At 59.5% G+C, this 17,682-nt stretch carries 16 protein-coding genes; 12 read left to right on the top strand and 4 right to left on the bottom strand.

Annotation, left to right across the window (positions count from 1 at the left end; translation table 11 throughout):
• Positions 1–88 precede the first annotated feature (88 nt).
• Genes WNY37_RS15065 through WNY37_RS15050 form a run of 4 tightly spaced genes read right to left on the bottom strand, consistent with a single transcriptional unit; the run spans position 89 to position 5,661 of the window.
• Positions 89–910, bottom strand: coding sequence for a DUF4437 domain-containing protein (locus WNY37_RS15065; protein WP_342974219.1), 822 nt, complete (start codon positions 908–910; stop codon positions 89–91).
• Between the two features lie 10 nt (positions 911–920).
• Positions 921–2,540: an FAD-binding oxidoreductase gene (locus WNY37_RS15060; RefSeq protein WP_342974218.1), complete on the bottom strand. Its 1,620-nt coding sequence runs from the start codon at positions 2,538–2,540 to the stop codon at positions 921–923.
• Entirely contained in the window at positions 2,533–3,924 is a 1,392-nt protein-coding gene (locus WNY37_RS15055) for an MFS transporter (RefSeq protein ID WP_342974217.1), read from the bottom strand. Before WNY37_RS15055 ends, WNY37_RS15060 begins: the two co-directional genes overlap by 8 nt.
• 3 nt (positions 3,925–3,927) lie before the next feature.
• Positions 3,928–5,661: an alpha/beta fold hydrolase gene (locus WNY37_RS15050; RefSeq protein WP_342974216.1), complete on the bottom strand. Its 1,734-nt coding sequence runs from the start codon at positions 5,659–5,661 to the stop codon at positions 3,928–3,930.
• A gap of 199 nt (positions 5,662–5,860) precedes the next feature.
• Here WNY37_RS15050 and WNY37_RS15045 point away from each other — a divergent pair, with 199 nt between their 5' ends.
• The 12 genes from WNY37_RS15045 to WNY37_RS14990 all read left to right on the top strand — a co-directional run bounded on the left by WNY37_RS15045 (position 5,861) and on the right by WNY37_RS14990 (position 17,671).
• Positions 5,861–7,099 (top strand): MFS transporter, encoded by a 1,239-nt coding sequence (locus WNY37_RS15045; RefSeq protein WP_342974215.1) that lies wholly within the window; start codon positions 5,861–5,863, stop codon positions 7,097–7,099.
• A gap of 176 nt (positions 7,100–7,275) precedes the next feature.
• Positions 7,276–9,528 (top strand): TonB-dependent receptor, encoded by a 2,253-nt coding sequence (locus WNY37_RS15040; RefSeq protein ID WP_342974214.1) that lies wholly within the window; start codon positions 7,276–7,278, stop codon positions 9,526–9,528.
• A gap of 79 nt (positions 9,529–9,607) precedes the next feature.
• Entirely contained in the window at positions 9,608–10,585 is a 978-nt protein-coding gene (locus tag WNY37_RS15035; protein WP_342974213.1) for a VOC family protein, read from the top strand.
• The gene (locus WNY37_RS15030) at positions 10,582–11,337 is read left to right on the top strand and encodes an SDR family NAD(P)-dependent oxidoreductase (RefSeq protein WP_342974212.1); all 756 of its coding nucleotides are present in this window, start codon (positions 10,582–10,584) and stop codon (positions 11,335–11,337) included. Before WNY37_RS15035 ends, WNY37_RS15030 begins: the two co-directional genes overlap by 4 nt.
• 44 nt (positions 11,338–11,381) lie before the next feature.
• A complete protein-coding gene (locus WNY37_RS15025) occupies positions 11,382–11,684 on the top strand; it encodes a DUF1330 domain-containing protein (RefSeq protein ID WP_342974211.1) in 303 nt (100 codons plus the stop codon).
• 121 nt (positions 11,685–11,805) lie between these two features.
• On the top strand, positions 11,806–12,120 hold the full coding sequence (locus WNY37_RS15020; RefSeq protein WP_342974210.1) for an REDY-like protein HapK: 315 nt from the start codon (positions 11,806–11,808) through the stop codon (positions 12,118–12,120).
• A gap of 9 nt (positions 12,121–12,129) precedes the next feature.
• Entirely contained in the window at positions 12,130–12,966 is an 837-nt protein-coding gene (locus WNY37_RS15015; RefSeq protein ID WP_342974209.1) for an SDR family NAD(P)-dependent oxidoreductase, read from the top strand.
• Positions 12,966–13,856, top strand: coding sequence for a polysaccharide deacetylase family protein (locus tag WNY37_RS15010; protein WP_342974208.1), 891 nt, complete (start codon positions 12,966–12,968; stop codon positions 13,854–13,856). Before WNY37_RS15015 ends, WNY37_RS15010 begins: the two co-directional genes overlap by 1 nt.
• A 137-nt stretch (positions 13,857–13,993) precedes the next feature.
• Complete coding sequence (locus WNY37_RS15005) at positions 13,994–14,818, top strand: CoA ester lyase (RefSeq protein ID WP_342974207.1); 825 nt, start codon at positions 13,994–13,996, stop codon at positions 14,816–14,818.
• Positions 14,819–15,340 (top strand): MaoC family dehydratase, encoded by a 522-nt coding sequence (locus WNY37_RS15000; RefSeq protein WP_342974206.1) that lies wholly within the window; start codon positions 14,819–14,821, stop codon positions 15,338–15,340.
• 10 nt (positions 15,341–15,350) lie between these two features.
• The gene (locus WNY37_RS14995; RefSeq protein ID WP_342974205.1) at positions 15,351–16,544 is read left to right on the top strand and encodes an acyl-CoA dehydrogenase family protein; all 1,194 of its coding nucleotides are present in this window, start codon (positions 15,351–15,353) and stop codon (positions 16,542–16,544) included.
• Positions 16,541–17,671: a CoA transferase gene (locus WNY37_RS14990; RefSeq protein ID WP_342974204.1), complete on the top strand. Its 1,131-nt coding sequence runs from the start codon at positions 16,541–16,543 to the stop codon at positions 17,669–17,671. Before WNY37_RS14995 ends, WNY37_RS14990 begins: the two co-directional genes overlap by 4 nt.
• Positions 17,672–17,682: the final 11 nt, after the last annotated feature.

Here is a 17,682-nt window from a genome sequence, read left to right as displayed (position 1 = left end):
TGCAATCGGCCTAATGATAAGCCAATAAGCAAAGGGCCGCACGGGATGCGGCCCTTTTTTTGATGCCAGACTGTGGGAAGTCGGCGAGTTAAAGACCCGGCTCACCCTGCCATGGGCGGGCCCAGGATTGCGGCGTTCCCTCAGGCATGACTGGCGAGTAGGGCGCACCGATTGGTAGCGGGCGCATCTCATCCGACCAGTTCGTCACGATCGCATTGGTCATCGGCGAACGCATGATCTGAAAGAACCCGAATTCCGAGACATGCGGTCCGTGCACGATATGAGGGGGGCGGAAGAAATAGGCGCCCGGCTGCATCAGACCTTCAGGCGCCCACATCGAGCCGCTGATCATGAACATCTCCTCGCAATGATCATGGGTTTCCGCAGGAAGTTCGGTCTCGGGCGGGACGCCATGCGGCATGCCGGCGAGGAGGAAGGTGCGGCAGCTATTGTTGGGACCAAGCCGAAGGACTTTCCGCGCGAGCCTCAGATGAGTGAGTTTCGGATCGTAAGTCGAAACATCCCACGGCATGGCCGGGGTATCGATTGCGACTGGGTCCGCTGTGCCTGCCAGACTGTCTGGGTCGTCTTCCGCATAGCGGAAAACCAGAACAGTCGCTCCGCCTGCACTGGACTGTGCAGGCGTCCGCGACCCGCCGGGGATGAAGCCATAGGCATGGCGCCCGCATTGGCGTCCGCCAATGGTGATATCCCCCTCGAGGACGAAGTACTCCTCTGCCGGCATTTCGGCGGAACTGGCGGGGGCGCTATAGCCAACCGGATAGCGGATCAGCAGCGTTGCCTCGCTACTGCCCGGGTCGGCATTGAGGATCTTCCGGGATGCCCCGGCTTCAGCCGGCTCCCAGTCTACGTTCTGAGTCTGGACAAATTCGATATGGGGACGCGCCATTGGGGGCTCCTCAGTTGAGACCGATGGCGCCTGGATTGAGCAGGCGTTTCGGATCCACAGCGGACTTGACGTCTTCGAGCAGCTTGCGCGATTCCGGATGGAGGATTTCAGCGTAAGGATATGTTCGCCCGATCTGGTTCGAGGCGGCGCCGAAATCACGGAAGATATCGACGATATCCTGGCGCGCTTTCATCACCAGAGCGCGCGCTTCCGGATTCGGCTCGGGCTCGGTGAGTTTGCGGAGGGCTTCGGCCGGCAGGGTCGCCTTGTGCATCGGCAACCAGGAATCGCACCAGTTGAAGACCGGTTCGTAGCTGAAGGCATGATTGCAGATGACGGTCAGCAGGCGAGACACGACAACGCCATGCTTTTCAAAGTCTGGCATGTAGCCGTCTATGCAGCTCTCGACTGCGTCGACGAGGGCGGAAGCCTCGCTGTGGGCGATCTTCGCATTCAGAGCGACCCAGCGGTCGGCATCGGGGCCCACGACCGAATCGAGCGGTGGGAAGAGGTCTGCCCGTCCAGCGCGCGGGATCGAGTCCGGCAGCTCTTCGCCGCCCAGCTTCTCGACAATCTTGCGGGCCGTTTCCATGTCCTGTTCGACGGCGGCACGGCCGCGTCCCGAGAGGACAAGGTGCAGGGAATGGCAGCCATCCTCGACGATATTCCGTCCTGAAGCTGCGAGTTTGGCGCCCGCTTTCATGCCGCGCAGGATGTTCTTTTCCTGACGCACGACCTTGGCCAGCATCTTGGCGTCGCGGACCAGATCGGTATCGGCGGTGAGGGACGCCTTGGTCTTGTCGGGGTCCATGACATAGGCTTCTTCAGCAATCTCGCTGCGCCCAACCTCGGACAAGGCTTCGACGGCCGCGGCGCGGTCGCGGAAGCCGAAGGAGAGAAATTCCGTGACCTCTGGCTGGCGGATCAGGCGGAGCGTCGCTTGCGCCTTGATGCCCAGCGCGCCTGCGTCGTGGACGAAGACGCCGGTCATGTCGGGCCCAAATGTCCGGAAAAAAGGCGTCTTGGCATTCTTCACGGCGAGCTGGCCGGTGCGAACGAGATCGCCTTCACCGGTCACAACCTGCAGGCCGAGCACGATCTCGGCGGCCGAGCCATAACGCGCTGTCCCAAGGAAGAGGGCGCCATTCGAGAGACCGCCACCCACTGTGGCGCCGCGTCCTGAAAAGGTTCCGAAGAAGGGCAGGCGAAGGCCCATCGGTTTGAGGGCGAGGTAAATCTGGCGCCAGGTCACGCCCGGCTCAACCGTGATGTACATGTCGCGTTCGCTGATTTCGAGGATCCGGTTCATCCGGCTCAAATCAACCGAGATGAAGCCGTCTTCAGGCATCGTGTAACCGCGGACATAGGTCAGCCCGCCGCCGCGCGGTGCCATGGCGACACCAGCTTTGGAGATCAGGCTGACAGCCTTGGCAAGTTCATCCTTGTCGGCTGGGCGGATGACGGCCCGGCAGCGGCCGGCAGCCTCCAGCAGATCGGCCGAGTGCAGGGTCAGCGTTTCATCGTCGGCAATACAGCCGTCGGAACCAAGCAGCGCCAGAAGATCGCGTTCGAGCTTCCCATCGGCGGTGGATGCTTGGGTTGCAGGGTCGGAGACAGAAGAATCAGACATCGGGATCAAGCCTTTTCAGGTTTGCGGCGGCCGCTCTCCGGAAAGCCCCACGGCCGATCATCAGCAAGAGTGCTGAGCCGGCTCCGCAGGTCAGGAAGACGATCGCCAGGGCGTAGGAAATGCCATCAGTGGCGGTGAACAGATTGTCGGTCAGAAATCCGACGATGAAGTTGCCGGCGCTCATCGCAATGAGGCTGGACACGATTGTGTGGACGGCCATGACCTGGCCGCGCAGCTGGTTCGGTGTGATCTGGGCGACGCCCGAATAAACGGCTGAAATGTTCCAGTTGGTGAAGAATGCATTCAGCCCGTAGAACACGAGCGCCAGTATACCTGTCGGCGCGAGCGAGAGTCCTGTCCCAAAGACCATCATCGACACGCCGGTGGCCCCCGCCGCGAGCATTGCGGCGTCTGAGTGCCCGCGCTTGGTCAGCTGGGAGATCACCCAGCCGCTATTCGCTGCCGCAAACATGCTAATCGGGACGCCAACGACACCCAGAACCTGTCCGGCGGTCGCGGCGGGCCACTCATGCGCGCGTATGAAGAGTGCCGGAACCCATCCAATGATGGCATAGACGCAGACGAGGTTGAGAACCGTTCCCACGATCAACGACCCATAGGCGAGGGGGCGCTCGCCGAAGAGTTTGAGGATCGGTTTGAGACTGAATTCGGTAGTCGGCTGGTCGATGCCCTGCCGTTTTGGTTCGCGCATGGACACCAGCATGATCAGCGCCAGAAACAGGCCGGGTATTCCGCACATGATGAAGACGAGCTGCCAGTTCTGAAAGCCGCCGACGAGATGCGGCATGGTTTCGATGAGACCGTTCGACCAGTGCAGGAAGAGACCGCTCAGTATCAGGGCGGCTGCCGTGCCGAGAGAGGTCCCCGAAACGAAGACGCCATAGGCTTTTGGCCGGGTGGTCGGAGGAAAAAGGTCTGCAATGATCGATGCGGCGGCCGGCACGAGCGCGGCTTCGCCAACACCCACAAGGATCCGGGCGATGAAGAGTTCCTCGAAAGTGGATGCCAGCGAGCACCCCATGGTGGCCAGACTCCACAGTGCGACCCCTGCCGTCAGGATCGGGGTGCGGCGTGTCCGGTCGCAGAGCATGCCGATAGGCAAGCCCAGCACGCTGTAGAACATGCTGAACGCCATGCCCTGCAGCAGGCCGAATTGGGTGTCGGTGATGTGGAGGGACTCTTCGAGCGGCTCGATCAGGAGCGCGATTGCGACCCGGTCCAGAATGGCGAGCGCGTAGGCCAGTGTCAGCAGGGCGACGACATACCAGGCATAGCGCTGCGGCGGCCAGGTCACCTTCGCAGCCGGATCCGTGGTCGTTCCGGTGGTCTCGTTGGCGGCGATGGGCTGATCGATATCGGACATGACCTAGGACTCCAGCTTGATAGAGGTGTCGGCGCTCAAGGTGCCGGGTTTACAGGTGAGAAACTCCCGTATGAGGGAGCCCGCTGCGGACATATCCGCTGGACGTGCGCGCACATGCGCGTGAGGAACCTGGCTGGCGGTGTCTTGCGTCCCGGCATAGGCCGGGTCGCCTTCCAGGGTCAGGAACAAGGTTTCCTGTGAGAGGTTTTGCGGCTGCAACTCTTCGGCAGCCTGTCGGCTCGCGACAACCGCATCGCCATAATGGGCCGGCTGCATGAGGATCCCCATGAAGCTGTCATAGAGGGCGTCCGCCTCGAGAAGCGGCTCGATTTTGCGGTGCGCGCTGTTGCTGCGGTCATACCAGGGCCAGCTTGCCTGATTATCGCGCAGCATATGCCAGATTTCATGCAGATGTGTGCCGGCATAATTGAAGGAAAGTCGCGGTGTGAGGTCGCGGAGGGCGGAACTCTCGGGAAAAGCGCTGATGCTGGCGGCGCCGTCGATGACAAGCTTCGACACGCGGTCTGGCATTTTCGCCGCAAGCTGCATGGCCAATGGCGCGGCGAATCCCGTTGCAAGAAGGTGCACCTCCTTGTCCGCAAGGGTCTCAATCACGCAGGCCATGGCCTTGGTGATTTCGTCAGGTGAGAGAGCCTCCACGGCATCCGAATTTCCGAAGCCGGGCAGCTCTGGAAGAAGGACATGGAAGTCGCTCTCAAGAGCCTTTGCCCAGGCCTGTCCTTGAAGGAGTGTCGGCGTGTCTAGGATCAGAACTGTGCCTTGCGATGGGCGACCATACTGGCGAACAAACATCTGACCCGTTGGCGTGTCGACGTATTGCTTGGCACCACTGGCCGGACCTGGAGTGAACGGGGGTGTGGAGGCCGCTTCGCATCCAGTCTTGAATTCGGCGACGAGCCAGTCGAGCCACGCGTCTCGATTGGCCGGTAATGATGCGGTGGCGAGGCAGGAATTCTGATCCACAGGAACCCGCTGCAGGCTGTCATGCAGCACGTCATCTGCTCTCGCACCAATCATTGTCCGTACCGAGACATTCGCCAGTGCCGGTTTCGGATCGTACCGCATGGCGGCCGCATAAGCGTCAGAGTAGTGCGGGCCGGCCGCAAAGAGGTCAGCGGTGTAGGCTTCGATCCACTCCGGTGTCACTTCGAGCGGCATCCGATTGCCAGCCTGTTTCGAAAACCACGGAAACCAGCGCAACATGTCTCGTATGCGAACCCATTCGCGCGCGATGAAAGCCCCGTCGTCATCCAGACGGAAGGGGCGCATATAGGCCGTAATGAATTCCGCTGGTGTAGGAGTCTCAGGGATGGACAATCCGTCGAGGATCAGTCTCGCAGGCCTGGCAAAGCGTGCAGCGTAGTCAATTGCGATCTTTGCGCTTGTATGGGTGGCATAAAGCGGCGCCGTCTCAAGGCCCAGCTCGCTGAGAACCTTCGCGAGTGCATCAGCGAAATCTTCGATCTCAGGCTGTTCAAGGTCAAGCGGATCGGAGTTGCCGTATCCCGGCGTGTCGAGCGCAACGACGGTGAAGTCCCGAGCCAGATCCTTCATCGTCGGCAAGTGAAGGCGGGAGGAGCGCGGTGAGTCATGAAGCATGACGACGACGGGGCCCTGACCGTGGACCCGATAATGGATGCACTGTGATTCAATGCAGACAAATGCGCGTCGCGTGTCTTTAAAATGGGCTGCGGCGCTCAAGGAATTCGCACTCATGTCATTATGCTCACAGTTTCCAGATCCAAATCCCGGCCAGACTGGTCTCGGGCTTTTTTATGGTATATCTATATAACCATTGGTGCTGCATATGACGCGGCGTGTCTAGTCCGAGGATAAAGTCATTTCTGAAAAAATACCGTCTTCCGCCGCTTTTGATAGCAATACAGTACGAGCATGGCTGGTCGTCGTCGCTGCCATGGTTGGCGTCTCTGTCGGGCTGAGCCCGATCCCTTTCTATACGATCGGGATGTTCGCGCCGGAATTGTCGGATGCCTTCGGCTGGAGCTTTTCGGCCATGATGGGAAGCATCGCGGTGCAGTCCATCGTCGTCATGCTGGTCAGCCCGTTTGCGGGCTATGCCGTTGACAGGTTCGGGGCGCGCCGAGTCGCAACGGTATCGCTTTTCTGTTTTGGGCTTTGCTTTATGAGTCTGTCTCTCAACGGCGGATCCCTAACGGTTTTCTATGCTCAGTGGGTGGTGATGTCCGTGCTTGGTGCAGGCACGCTGTCGGCGACCTGGACCTATGTGGTGAATGGCTGGTTTGATCGTCACAAGGGCCTGGCCCTTGGCCTGGCCAGCGCTGGTACTGGCATCACCGGCTTTCTCATCAAGCCCTTCACGGCCTGGCTCATCACCGAATTTGGCTGGCGGATAGCATTTGCCGCAATCGGGATGCTCCCGATACTTATCGGCATTCCGGTCGTGCTGCTCTTTCTCAGGGAGCGTAGCGCCTCCGGCGAGCCTGTCGTGCCCGCCATAGAAGAGGACGACGATCAGCCAGCCCCCGCTGCCAGTGCTGGTTATTCCCTGAAAGAGGCCATGCATCAGAAGAATTTCTGGATCCTGGTGGTCGCCTTTCTTCTTATCGCGTTCTCTCTCACGGCGCCGACGCCGAACCTGGAAAACATTCTGCGGACCAAGGAGTTCTCGCTCGGTCAGATCGGTACGATCACGGCGAGTTTTGGCCTGGCTGTCATTGCTGGACGTCTGATCGGCGGCTGGCTTCTGGACAAGGCATGGGCGCCGCTGATCGCATTTTTCATCCTCATGATTCCTGCCTTCGGATGCTGGATGCTCTCCATGGATGATCTCGGCTCGACCGCGGCTTTCCTTGCTGTGGCGGGAATCGGATTTGGCGCCGGCTTTGAGTTTGACCTGCTGGCCTATCTTGTCAGCCGCTATTTTGGTCAACGCCAGTACGGGCTGATCTATGGCTGCTTCTATACCGTAATCGCACTGGGTGGCGGGCTGGGGCCGGTGGTTTACGGCCACATCTACGATACGGTTGGCGGATACACGTTTCCTCTGACGGCGGGAGCCCTGATTGTCATGGTCGGTGGAGCGTTGCTAATGCTCCTGGGGCGCTATCCCGACTTCGATCGTTCGCAGGAGTCCGCACAATTCGCGGGCACGCTCGGCAAAACTGCTGCTTAATTGTCATGCACATGGTACAAAACGAGCAATTTACGATAAATCTTAATCTGGATGCTTGACAGCTCGGTCGACCTTAATTGTTATGGATATATGACAAAAAGGAGTTCAATGCTGCGGCATCGGCTTTTTGTTGTCTTTGCAAATTGAAGAAGGGGTACTCGTCCATGAGACATTCAATGAAGCTGAGGAATTTCTTCCTTACGACAGCAACAAGCGTTGTGGCGCTGTCCAGTCTGGGGACTGCGGTTGCCCAGGAATCGACCGATATTGAAGCGGTCGAAGAAGATGAAGTGGCGTCGCTGGAGACAGTGATCGTGACGGCTGAGCGTCGGCAGGTCAGCCTGCAGGATGCGCCTGTGCCGGTTACCGCTTTCACCGGCGAGGTTATCAACGACCTTAACCTGAACGACACAATGGAGCTCGCCCAGTACGTGCCCTCCATGATCGCCTCCCACAATGCCGGCCTGGCTTCGGCTAACTCCTACTGGATCCGCGGTCTCGGCAACTCCCAGTCTGTTGCGACCTTCGATCCGCCAGTTGGTAGCTATGTGGACGAGATCTACATCGCGCGCCAGAACGCCAACAACTATGCCTTCCTCGACACCGAGCGCGTCGAAGTTCTTCGCGGGCCGCAGGGAACACTGTTCGGCCGGAACACCACGGGCGGCGCGGTCAATGTCATCATGGCAAAGCCGAGCGACGAGTTTGGCGGAAAATACGAAGCCTCCGTCGGGTCTTATGATCGCTATCTTGTGAAGGGCGTTCTCGACGCTCCGGTGTCCGATACGGTCCTTACAAAGATTGCGGGCTACTATCTGCGCGATGATGGCTATCTGAAGAGCCAGACCACCAACGAGATGCTCAATGGTGCCGAGAATTACGGTGTGCGCGGCGATCTTCGCTTCCTGCCAAATGACCGGTTGACTGTTGATGTGGCGGCGGAATTCTTCTCTGATACCGGCACTTATCTCGGTGTTTATGCCGCGCCGACGCCGTCCGACAAATTCGAGACGACCACCACGCCGCACTTCTATTCGACGCTCAATGGTCTGCCGCAGACCGATTGCGACGGAGATGTCGTTAACATCCTTCTGACGCAGGAGCAGGGCAATTGTGCGCTCACCGAAACGTTCGGCCTGAACGGCAAGATTGCCTATGAGGCAACGGACACGGGTACGCTTGAGCTGATCTTCGGCCGCCGGTCGTTCGATCAGGGCTATATCAACCAGTATAGCGGCAGCTCGATCAATCAGTACACGGGCTATACGCTTGCTGATAATACCACCAACGAGCAGGAATCGGTTGAGCTGAAGTGGGATGACTCACTGATGAACGGCCGTCTGCGCTACGTGGCGGGTCTCTTTTACCTCAATGAGTCGACCTATTACGACACTAACGCTTTCGGTGCGAATGCGACGGCCGATGGTTATGCCTACCTGACGTCTAACCAGTTCGACCACGATGTCAGCACGGCGGCCGCCTATCTGCAGGGTGACTTCGACTTCACCGATCAGCTGACGCTGACACTTGGCGCGCGCTACACTTACGAGAAGAAGAACCTCGATTTCTTCGGTTCGAAGCGCGTCGATGGGCTGGGCTTTACCACGCAAGACGTGATTGATGCGGGTATCCCTGTTGAGTTGAAGGAATACCGCATCACGCCGCGGATCGCTCTGACCTATTCGCCAACCGACGACGTCATGATCTTCGCCTCGGCGACGAATGGCTTCAAGTCCGGTGGCTGGAACGGCAATGCGCCGGCACCGAACCGCGTCCTGCCGTTCGATCCAGAGCAAACCTGGTCCTACGAGCTCGGCGTGAAGTCGGAACTGCTGAACCGCCGCCTGCGGCTCAACGGCAACCTGTACTACACCAACACCGAAGACCTTCAGATCACGTCCGGGGTTATCCTGCCCGGCGAGACGGCGATTGTGAGCCTTGCGCGGAACGCAGGCGAGCTTGAAGCCTCCGGGTTCGAGTTCGAGACTGCCTATGTGTTCTCGAACAACCTGTCGGGCTTCCTGAACGGCGCGATCATGGACGGCAAATACGCGTCCGTGGTTCCAACGCCAGGTGTGCCGGACAATTTGCAGGTGACCACCGACATCGAGCCCGTTCGTACGCCAGACTTCCAGTTGGCAGGCGGACTGACCTACGAAGCACCGGTCAACGCGCTCAGCGGCGATGTCCGCACCACGATCGCTTATCGCCACAACGAGCCGTATTACGTCTCGACGCTCAACACGGCCCGCGCGCCGGAAGAGAACTATGTCGATCTCACGCTCGGCTATACTCATGAGAGCGGTGATTGGGGTATCGATCTGCAAGGCACCAACCTGACCGAGCAGGAAACCATTACGGCGAACTTCCTCTCGCTGTTCCCTGGTCAGCCTCGCCGCGTAAACCTTCGCATCTGGGGCACTTTCTAAGGCCCTTCTACCATCGTGACCTGCGCAGCTCTCCGGGCTGCGCAGGTCTTTTTCTTTTTACCTGTTGGGGAGAGGTCCTTTGCCAAACGTATCGGCGAGCACGCATATCATGATCGGTGTAAGCGACATGGATGCCGCACTTACTTTGTTCCGTGATCGGATGGAGTTCCGGGTGGAGGGTGATCATGAAGTTTCGCCTTCCCTGAAAGCGGCCTGGAAGCTTCCTGCCGACACCCAGGCGCGAATGGTTGACCTGTCTTGCAAAGGATATCCCGTCGGACGTTTGAGGTTGGTCGCGTGTACGCCGACGCCCACTCAGAAGGTTCGAATTCATTCTGGCCCCGCGCCACATGACGGCGCTGCCGATATCGGGTGCAAGGCCATCGACTTCTATGTCGCCGACCCGATCCGGCCCATCTATGACATGATCCGGGAGGCCGGTTACGAAACCCGGTCCGAGCCGGTGCTTCACGAGCTTGGCGACCTGGTGAGCGAGGAGTTCATTTTCTGGGGGCCGGACGGCGTTCCGCTGCTCCTCATGGTGGGGCATGTTCATCCTGAAGACCATTTGCGGCCCGGCTCGCCGGATGGCCCTTTCAGCGAAGTTGCGACCGTCTCTGTCGTTGGCGAGAGTCTCGAGAAGACGCGGGCATTCTATGAAGAAACGCTTGGCCTCGAATGTGTCGTGGAAAGCGAAACGCCGAAAGCATTCGTCGACAAGGTGAACGAGCTGACCGGCACGCCAAAGGGCACCGAGATCCGCTGGCTTGTCTATGCAGGTAAAGGCGAAGCGAGCGGCAAGATTCTTGTCATCCATTTTCTCGGCGCGAGTACGCGCCGGCTGAAAGGCCGCATGCGGCCGGGACATCTCGGCTTTTGCCTGCTGACGCATGAGACCGATGACCTCGACGCGTTGCATGCGCGCATCGCAGAGCGGGGCTATGAGGTTGTCACAGAGCCCTGCGAGGTCGAGCTTGCCGGTGAGACGAAGCGTGTCATGCTGGCCATCGGGCCAAATGAGGAAATGTTCGAATTCTTCGAGCAGGCGCCGGCTTGAGCGCTCCTCTTTCAGGACGGATCGCGCTCGTCATAGGGGCAAGCCGGGGCATGGGCCGCGACACGGCTGCGATGCTGGCCTCTCGCGGAGCGCATGTCATTGTCAGTTCGCGCGATATCGAGGCATGCCAGGCAAGCGCTGATTTTATCCGGGGCAGCGGTGGCGAGGCGACCGCGCTGGCCGTCGATGTCACGTCCGCAGAGTCTGTCGACGCCCTTCATGCGACGATTGGCGAGCGTTTCGGGCGTCTCGATATGGCGTTCAACAATGCCGGCAAGATATTGGGCTTCGGCGCTATCGAAGCGAGTGACCCTTCGGGTTTCGAGGATGCCTTTCGTCTGAATGCCGGCGGGGTCTATCATGCCTTGCGCGCGCAAATCCCTCTGATGAAAGCGGCTGGCGGCGGGGCGATTGTCGTCAATGCGGCGCTCTCCGGTGTAAGGGGTGTGCCGGGTATCGGCGTTTACAGCGCGGCGAAATCGGCGGCCATCATGCTCGCCAGAGTTGCGGCGGTTGAAGCCGGACCATCGGGGGTTCGCGTGAATGCCATAGCGCCCGGCTATGTCGGGACCGAGGCCTGGATGAGCAAGCTGGGCGATCAGGCCGATACGCTCTCTCAGAAGGTTCCCCTTCGCCGCATCGGACAAGGCACGGAAGTGGCCGAAGCGGTTACGTGGCTGCTCAGTGATCAGGCCAGCTACGTCAACGGCGTCGTCCTCCCCATCGACGGTGGGCTCGACGCGGTTTTCTGAAACACATGATTTTGATCAAGACTTCAATTTAAGGAGGTGCATGAATGGCGGCCTACATGATCGTTCTCAGCAAGCTGCAGGGAGACCGCGAGACCTTTATCTCTGACTATGCCGTGCCGACAGCCAAGCTTGTCGCGCAACATGGTGGGGAATATGTGGTCCGCGCGCCGGAACTGGTCTGCCTGGAGGGATTCGTTGACGCCAAGACCAGCGTTGTCGTTTCGAAATTCCCTGCGAAGTCCGACATCGAAGCGCTCTGGAATTGCGAGGCCTACCAGAAGCTGAAACCGGTCCGCCGAGTTCATTCCAGCAGCACCATCCTTGTCGTCGAAATGCCAGATAGCTGACGGGAGCGAGCTTCTGCCGGGCTAGGCGGATTGGGGTCGACTCCGCGCTGTATACCGCTATTGATGGATCAATTAAGGTATAACAATATATCAAATAAACGCGAAAATGGAGTCCTGACCTATGGGTACAAAAATTGTCGTTCTGTTCAATCTGAAGCCGGATGTCAGCGTTTCGGATTATGAAGCTTGGGCAAAAGGTACTGACCTTCCAACCGTGAACGGTCTGCAGTCTGTCGATCGTTTCGAGGTGTTTCGGTCGACTGGGTTACTCGGGACCGACGAGAAGCCTCCTTACCAGTATATCGAGATCATTGATGTGAACGCCATGGACCGCTTCGGCGAAGAGGCCGCCACAGAAGCGATGCAGAAGATTGCTGGTGAGTTCCAGGCGATGGCGAGCGATCTCACCTTCATCCTGACCGAAAAGCTGGGTTAGGGGGCTATCATGGGAAATCTCTCGGGAAAGACTGCCGTCATCACCGGATCCGGCCGCAAGGGAGGCCTCGGCGAAGCGATCGCCCTGCGCCTCGCCAGGGATGGCGCGAATATTGTGATCTCGGATGTCGGCAAGCCGCGCGACACCGCCACGACAGCTGATCACACTGGATCGACAGCAGAAATGGAAGCGATCGCGGATGACATCAGGGCGCTTGGCGTCGATGTCTCAACTTGCCCCTGCGATGTGCGGTCGCTCGAAGAAGTGCGTAACCTCGCCCGCCACTCCAAGGAGACCCATGGTGGCCTCGATATCTGGGTGAACAATGCCGGGATCGGTTATATCATGAAGCCGCTTCTGGAGGTCACCGAGGAAGACTGGCGAGCCGTGATCGACGTCAATCTGACCGGCGCTTTCTTCGGCGTGAAAGCGGCGGCGGAAATCATGGTGGACCAGAACCGTGGCGGTCGGATCGTCAACATTGCGAGCCAGGCGGCCAAGTCCGGTTTCCCGCATGCGCAGGCCTACACCTCCTCCAAGCACGGGCTTGTCGGGCTCGTACGTTCGGCCGCGGTTGAACTCGGAGCCCACAAGATCACCGTCAACAATGTCTGCCCGAACCATGTGACCACAGGGCTTGGCGCCTGGCAGAATGAGTATTTTGCGAAGGTTACGGGCGCAGAGTCTGTGGAATCCTATCTTGAGGCGATGGCCGCGCGCATCCCGATGGGACGTCCGGGTCTGCCTGCGGATACGGCGAATGCCGTGGCGTGGCTCTGTTCCGATGAAGCGAACTATGTGACCGCCGAGAGCATGAATGTGTCCGGCGGCGAGGAGCCTCACTGATGGCCCCTAACGAGCCGGCACCTGAGGGTTTCAGCTGGCCCGGCGGCGCCAAGCTTGCCCTGTCGATTGTCGTCAATGTCGAGGAGGGCGCCGAGCGCCGGATCGATGAAGGTGACAAGCGCCCGGAGCCAGTCGACGAATTGGGCGCTGTGCCGGGCAAGCCGATCCGCGTGCATGGCAACGAAACCAATTATGCCTATGGCATCAATCAGGGCGCGCCGCGCGTCCTGAGGCTGCTGGAGGCGGCGGGAATGCCTGCGACATGGACCGTATGCGGACTCGCGCTGGAAAAGGCCCCCTGGCTCGCGAAAGCGATTGTCGAGCGCGGCGACGAGCCCTGCAATCACGGCTACAAATGGGCCTTTACGGCTTTCATGGATGAAGCGGCGGAGCGGGAATTCATCCGCAAGGGCACTGCAAGCATCGAGCAGACCTGTGGGCGCCGGCCGGCCGGCTGGCTGTCACGGTACCTGCACACGGATGAAACGCGGCGGCTGCTCCTGGAAGAGGGGTACACCTACCATATGGACGACTATTCCAATGACTTTCCGTATTGGGATCATGTCGCCATGGCGGACGGGAGCAGGAAGCCAATGGTCATCCTGCCTTATGCGATCGATTCCAATGACATGAAGTTCTGGCTAAGCCCATCCTTCACGCCGGCGATGTGGCTGGACTATGCCTGCAGGACGTTCGACTGGCTGCTTGAAGAAGCCGAAACCGAAGGCGCCCGGATGATGAGCCTCGGCCTGCATCTGAGAATTATCGGTCGGCCTGGGCGGATAGGGGCGTTTCGCGATTTTCTCGATTATGTGAAATCGCGTGGCAATGTCTGGATCGCGACCCGTGAGCAGATTGCGGCGCATTTCGCGGAAAACGTTCCTGCCTGATGCTGGACCGCCGGGACCGGCCGCGCCAGCGACTTCCTGATTAGCAGTCATACAGAAAATCGATACGGGTTGCACATTGACCCGGAACTTTGTCCGGACTAATTTGTCCGGACAAAGTTTTCTTGCAAAGGCCTTTCATGGCAATCCGCTCTCTCCTCTTTGTCCCCGGTTCACGCCCGGACCGCTTTGAAAAGGCCTTGGCGACGGCGGCAGATCTTGTCGTTATCGACCTTGAAGACGCGGTTCTTCCGGATGAAAAAGACGTTGCGCGTCAAACGGTTGTGGATGTTCTGTCAGGGTCTGCTCAAACGGGCCGGCTGGCGGTGCGCATCAATTCGCCGCGAACATTTTATGGCTGTGCAGACATCGCGGCTATTGCGGCTTCCACTGCCAGCCCGGCGGCTATCATGGTTCCGAAAGTGGAGCATGAGGTCGATCTTGAAATCGCGAGCGAAGCCCTGGGGGCGCTGGGGCAAGCCCTGGTCCCGGTCATTGAGACGGGCAGGGGCCTCGAAAACGCCTATGCGATTGCCCGTCATGAGGCCGTCAGTTCGCTATTGTTTGGCGGCGCAGACTTTTCGGCAGAGCTCGGCACCGGTCTGGACTGGGAAGCGCTTGCCTATGCGCGAGGGCGCCTCGTCAGCCTGGCATCGAGCGCCGGCAAGGCGATCATTGATGTCCCGTTTCTGGATGTCGGAGATGCGGACGCGCTTGCCGCTGAAGCTGCGCGTGTCAAAGCCATCGGGTTTGACGGCAAAGCCTGCATTCACCCGGCGCAGGTCGAGACTGTGAACACGGTATTTTCTCCGACCGCCGAAGACGTGAAAGCCGCCAGCCGCGTACTGGACGCGTTTCGCAAGGCAGAGGGCGGCGCCGTGCTGCTCGACGGGAAACTGATTGATCGTCCGGTCGTGCTGGCAGCAGAGCGGACACTTTCCAAAGCACAACAAGGAGCAGGCTGAATGGCGGGCACTGTAAAGGAAGTGGGGCCGAACCGGTTCCGCGAGACATTCGGGCGGTATTTCGAAGACTTCGAGACCGGTCATATCTACGAACATCGGCCCGGAAAGACCGTGACCGAATACGACAATCACATGTTCACGCTGATGACGATGAACACGCACCCGATGCACTTCGATGCGGAGTTCGCTAAGGCTTCGGAGTTCAAGCGAAACCTCGTCGTCTCGCCCTACACGCTGGCCCTGCTTATTGGCATGAGCGTTACCGATTGCAGCCAGAAAGCCATCGCCAACCTCGGAATGGACGAGGTGAAGTTTACGGCCCCCGTATTTGCCGGTGACACGCTCTATGGCGAGAGCGAAGTGCTTGGAAAGCGCGAGAGCAAATCCCGGCCCGGACAGGGTATCGTGACCATCGTGACCCGTGGCTACAATCAGGACGGGACGATGGTCTGCACCTTCAAGCGAAACATGCTTATCCCGGCGCGCGGACACGCGGTCGAGGACAAGGTTGGAAATTACTGAGGAGAGCCTCATGGCTGACACCGAACATCAGATTACCGATTCCGACGAACAGCTTATCCTCGACTCGATCTCGAAGTGGCTGACCCAGAAGGTCAAGCCGGTCGCGATGGAGCTCGAGCATGATGACGTCTATCCCGCCGCACTTGTCGAAGACATGAAGGAACTCGGCCTGTTCGGCGCCCTGATCGAGCCTGAATTTGGCGGACTGGGCCTCTCGGCGCGGACCTATTCGCGCATCGTGTCGCTGATTGCCGAAGAGTGGATGAGCCTTACCGGCATCTTCAATTCGCACCTCATGATGGCGCTGATCGTTCAGCGGTTTGGCACGGACAAACAAAAACAATACTGGCTTCCGAAATTCGCGAGCGGGGAGATCCGTGGCGGCCTCGCCCTGACCGAGCCGAATGCTGGCACCGACCTTCAGGCGATCACGACACGGGCCAGCCGAGAGGGCGACAAATATGTGGTCAATGGCGCGAAGACCTGGATTTCAAACGCCATTCAGGGCCATTGCGTCGCGCTGCTCTGCAAGACCGATCCCGCCGCCCAGCCCCGCTATAAGGGGATGACGATGCTGATCACACAGACAAAGACCCCCGAAACAGGCGAGCCTCTCCCCGGCGTTAGAAACGGCAACAAGCTTGAAAAGCTCGGCTACAAAGGCATCGATTCCGGCGAGTTGATCTATGACGGCTATGCGTGCGATGCAGAGCTCAGCCTTGTCGGTGGTGAGGAAGGCCAGGGCTTCTTCATGGCGACAGGCGGTCTCGAGATCGGTCGGATCAATGTGGCGGCGCGGTCTGTGGGCATCGCGAAGCGGGCACTGCGTGAAAGCGTGGCCTATGCCCAGACGCGCCAGACCATGGGTAAACCCATCGGACAGCACCAGGCTATCCAGCTCAAGCTCGGCGAAATGGGTGCGAAAACACGCGCGGCGGAACTTCTCGTCGCTGATGCGGCGCGCGCCTATGACGAAGGCGGACGCGTCGATCTCGAAGCCGGCATGGCGAAGTATTTTGCTTCCGAGACCGCCGTGGAGGTCGCCATGGAGGCGATGCGGATTCATGGCGGCTATGGCTATTCCAAGGAATACCCCATTGAGCGGCTCTACCGCGATGCACCGCTGATGTGCATCGGTGAAGGCACAAATGAGATGCAGCGCATCATCATCGCCAAGCAGCTAATGGCCCGGAATCCGGTATGACGCAGCAGGCACCACTCGACGGTATCCGTATACTTTCTGTCGAGCAGTATGGGGCTGGCCCTTACGGTACGATGCTGCTCGCTGATCTTGGGGCCGACGTCCTGAAGATCGAAAATGCCAGTCAGGGCGGCGATGTTTCGCGCTCTGTCGGTCCGTACATGCTGGGGGAGGGCGACTCGGAGTTTTTCCAGACCTTCTCCAAGGGCAAGCGGTCGATCACACTGGATCTCAAATCGGATGAGGGCCGCGATCGCCTGCACGAACTGGTGGAGACGGCCGATGCTGTGGCCAATAATCTACGGGGCGATCAGCCGGCAAAACTCGGCCTGACCTATGAGAATCTTTCCCGCTACAATCCCAAAATCGTCTGCGCCCACCTCTCCGCCTATGGCCGCGGCAATGACCGCGAGGCATGGCCGGGCTATGACTATCTGATGCAGGCTGAGGCCGGGTTCATGATGATGACCGGCGAGCCGGATGGGCCACCTGTCCGGTTTGGACTCTCAATGGTCGATTTCCATACGGGCAGCCAGCTCGCGACGGGTATCCTGGCCGGAATTCTAGGCGCGTCCCGATCGGGAAAAGGGTGCGATGTGGATGTCTGCCTCTTTGACACCGCGGTTCACCAACTCTCCTATCCGGCGACCTGGTATCTGAATCAGGGCCATGTTGTCGGTCGTCTGCCGCGCGGTGCGCATCCGGCCATCGCGCCCAGTCAGACCGTCAGGACGAAGGATGGCTGGGGGTTGTTGATGTGTCAGACGCCGAAATTCTGGGACCTTTGGTGCGAACTGGCCGAGGCAAAGCAGCTCCAGGCTGATGAGCGCTACGCCACGATTGCGTCGCGCCGGGAAAACCTTGCGGACCTGACCGAGGCGGTCGACCGCGTAATGATGTCGGATACGACGGAAAACTGGCTACGGCGTCTGGGCGGAACTGTGCCGTTTGCACCGGTCCATGACATTGCCGAAGCGCTTGAAAGCGAGTTTGTCAAAGAGACCGACATGATCGAGACCATCGCCCATCCGCAAGCCAGCGACGGGCATCTGCGGACGCTGTCTTCGCCGTTCCGGATCAATGGCAAACGCCCGGTCTCGCGCCGGGCGCCGAAGCTTGGCGAGCATTGAGCCGGCGCGTG

It is taken from the genome of Henriciella sp. AS95, from assembly GCF_038900055.1.
In the GTDB taxonomy this organism is placed as follows: Bacteria; Pseudomonadota; Alphaproteobacteria; order Caulobacterales; family Hyphomonadaceae; genus Henriciella.
Note: the sequence above shows the minus strand (reverse complement) of the source record. Positions and strands in the feature narration are given on the sequence as shown.

What these genes read in the sequence shown, in the direction of transcription:
- WNY37_RS15065 (WP_342974219.1), bottom strand. Translation starts at nt 910, where the DNA reads ATGGCGCGTCCCCATATCGAATTTGTCCAGACTCAGAACGTAGACTGG.
- WNY37_RS15060 (WP_342974218.1), bottom strand. Translation starts at nt 2,540, where the DNA reads ATGTCTGATTCTTCTGTCTCCGACCCTGCAACCCAAGCATCCACCGCC.
- WNY37_RS15055 (WP_342974217.1), bottom strand. Translation starts at nt 3,924, where the DNA reads ATGTCCGATATCGATCAGCCCATCGCCGCCAACGAGACCACCGGAACG.
- WNY37_RS15050 (WP_342974216.1), bottom strand. Translation starts at nt 5,661, where the DNA reads ATGAGTGCGAATTCCTTGAGCGCCGCAGCCCATTTTAAAGACACGCGA.
- WNY37_RS15045 (WP_342974215.1), top strand. Translation starts at nt 5,861, where the DNA reads ATGGTTGGCGTCTCTGTCGGGCTGAGCCCGATCCCTTTCTATACGATC.
- WNY37_RS15040 (WP_342974214.1), top strand. Translation starts at nt 7,276, where the DNA reads ATGAAGCTGAGGAATTTCTTCCTTACGACAGCAACAAGCGTTGTGGCG.
- WNY37_RS15025 (WP_342974211.1), top strand. Translation starts at nt 11,382, where the DNA reads ATGGCGGCCTACATGATCGTTCTCAGCAAGCTGCAGGGAGACCGCGAG.
- WNY37_RS15020 (WP_342974210.1), top strand. Translation starts at nt 11,806, where the DNA reads ATGGGTACAAAAATTGTCGTTCTGTTCAATCTGAAGCCGGATGTCAGC.
- WNY37_RS15015 (WP_342974209.1), top strand. Translation starts at nt 12,130, where the DNA reads ATGGGAAATCTCTCGGGAAAGACTGCCGTCATCACCGGATCCGGCCGC.
- WNY37_RS15010 (WP_342974208.1), top strand. Translation starts at nt 12,966, where the DNA reads ATGGCCCCTAACGAGCCGGCACCTGAGGGTTTCAGCTGGCCCGGCGGC.
- WNY37_RS15005 (WP_342974207.1), top strand. Translation starts at nt 13,994, where the DNA reads ATGGCAATCCGCTCTCTCCTCTTTGTCCCCGGTTCACGCCCGGACCGC.
- WNY37_RS15000 (WP_342974206.1), top strand. Translation starts at nt 14,819, where the DNA reads ATGGCGGGCACTGTAAAGGAAGTGGGGCCGAACCGGTTCCGCGAGACA.
- WNY37_RS14995 (WP_342974205.1), top strand. Translation starts at nt 15,351, where the DNA reads ATGGCTGACACCGAACATCAGATTACCGATTCCGACGAACAGCTTATC.
- WNY37_RS14990 (WP_342974204.1), top strand. Translation starts at nt 16,541, where the DNA reads ATGACGCAGCAGGCACCACTCGACGGTATCCGTATACTTTCTGTCGAG.